General features: G+C 63.4%; 2 protein-coding genes. Both read left to right on the forward strand.

Features of this window, described 5'->3' with window-relative positions:
* Positions 1-613: hypothetical protein (locus tag D9599_RS30555; RefSeq protein ID WP_198385105.1), on the forward strand; the 613-nt coding region annotated here is incomplete at its 5' end.
* Positions 614-1,143: 530 nt separating this feature from the next.
* Complete coding sequence (locus tag D9599_RS30560) at positions 1,144-1,422, forward strand: hypothetical protein (RefSeq protein WP_198385106.1); 279 nt, start codon at positions 1,144-1,146, stop codon at positions 1,420-1,422.
* The last annotated feature ends 80 nt before the right edge of the window (positions 1,423-1,502 follow it).

Raw genomic sequence — 1,502 nt, forward strand, 5'->3', positions numbered from 1 at the left:
TGAGGAGCGCATCACCGCCTGCGCCCGCCTGCTCGCGCGCGGGCGCACGGACGCGCTCGCCATGGCCGACAGCTGGGCCGGGGACGATGCCTGGTCGATCGGCTGCCGCGCCTACTCCTTCAGCCGTAACCGGCTGCGCCGCGCTGCCGAGGCCGGTCGCTATCCTTGGCTGGGCGTGCTGGACGAGACGCACCACTTTGTTTTCCTGATCGAGGGCGTGCCAGTGCGCTTCTTCCGGGGTGACGCGGATGAGCCCAGCAAGCGGACGCTCCGGCAGCAGGAAAGCGAGGCGCAGCAGCTCGCCCTGGCTCTCGGCAGCGGAGACGGGGTGGACGGGCTGATGTTCCGCTTGGCCGTGGAGACCGGAGAGGACGGCGAGGTCACGCGCGTAGTGTTCCTGGCACTCCGTGGCGAGGAAGGCCGGGTGGAGTGTTTTTGGCCAGTTCCCGGGATAGCTGACGCGCTCCCCAATGAGGTCCATCCGCGTGAGGCACGCGAACGACGGAACGATGCTCCCGCCATGCAGCTCCCGTTTCCGGCCGCCTTGCCGATCTCACGCCAGCGTCGCTCGTCTGGGCAGACGGGGCCAAAAGGTCGCACCGGTCCCGCCTGAGTGGAACCTGACGTACGCTCTCTCGCGACTGGGCCTTTACGCTCGTCCTACGCTGGACCGAGATAGGAGATCGCGATGGGCAACTTGGAGAAATCAGGCCTGACGCCGTAGCATCGGCCTAATCTCGGGAGGCTGATCTCATCCTGCGGGCGAGGAATTTGGCACCAGCTGGTTCCTCTCCGCTCCAGTTAATATTTGCGGGGCTGCGCTTATAGATACCGCCGCCTTGGTGTGGCTTCCGTTGAAAATCGCTTTCGTAGAAGCTCTGCTTGGCAGCGGAAAAGCCATTTTCGGCCAGATTTCGCCACAGTTTCCCGCCCGCGCCATTCATTGGGACAGCGCCGTTGATTGCGCGTTTTTAGATGGGGCGACGCAGTGGTGAGAACCTCGCTGCAACGTGGCGAGTGTTGCTCACGAGCCGCCGCATCCAAGCGAATGGCCCGCGTCAAGGATCTGACGTCTGCATCTGTCGAGCAGTTCTCTCGTTCGAGATCCTGAGGCATATCGCCCACGGTATCGCGGAGAGCGTCATGGTTGATTCCAATGTTCGCCCCAACACCCCGGATAGGCGAGCCAGCCTGCTGAGGGCGGCCGAAGATGCCGGCCTGCTGAATGGGTCGCAGTACAAGGTTCTCGCTGGCCGTCTTCCGGAGCCGCTTGTAAACGCCGCGATGAAGAGAACCGGCCTCACAGAGCCGGCGCAGCTGCTCACCTACGCCCTGGTGAAGTTAGTCATGGAAGATGATTTCGGCGAGCGCTTGCTGGCTCTCAAGGGATCGGTTCCGCGCGGGATCCTGACCGAGCGATAGGCACCCTCCGATTGTTCTGGGTGGGTGTGCTCGTCCAAGGGACGATCACACTTGGAATCGATACCAACCTGCCTCTACGG

Origin of the sequence: Roseomonas sp. KE2513 (assembly GCF_016107305.1) — a bacterium.
Lineage (GTDB): Bacteria > Pseudomonadota > Alphaproteobacteria > Acetobacterales > Acetobacteraceae > Roseomonas.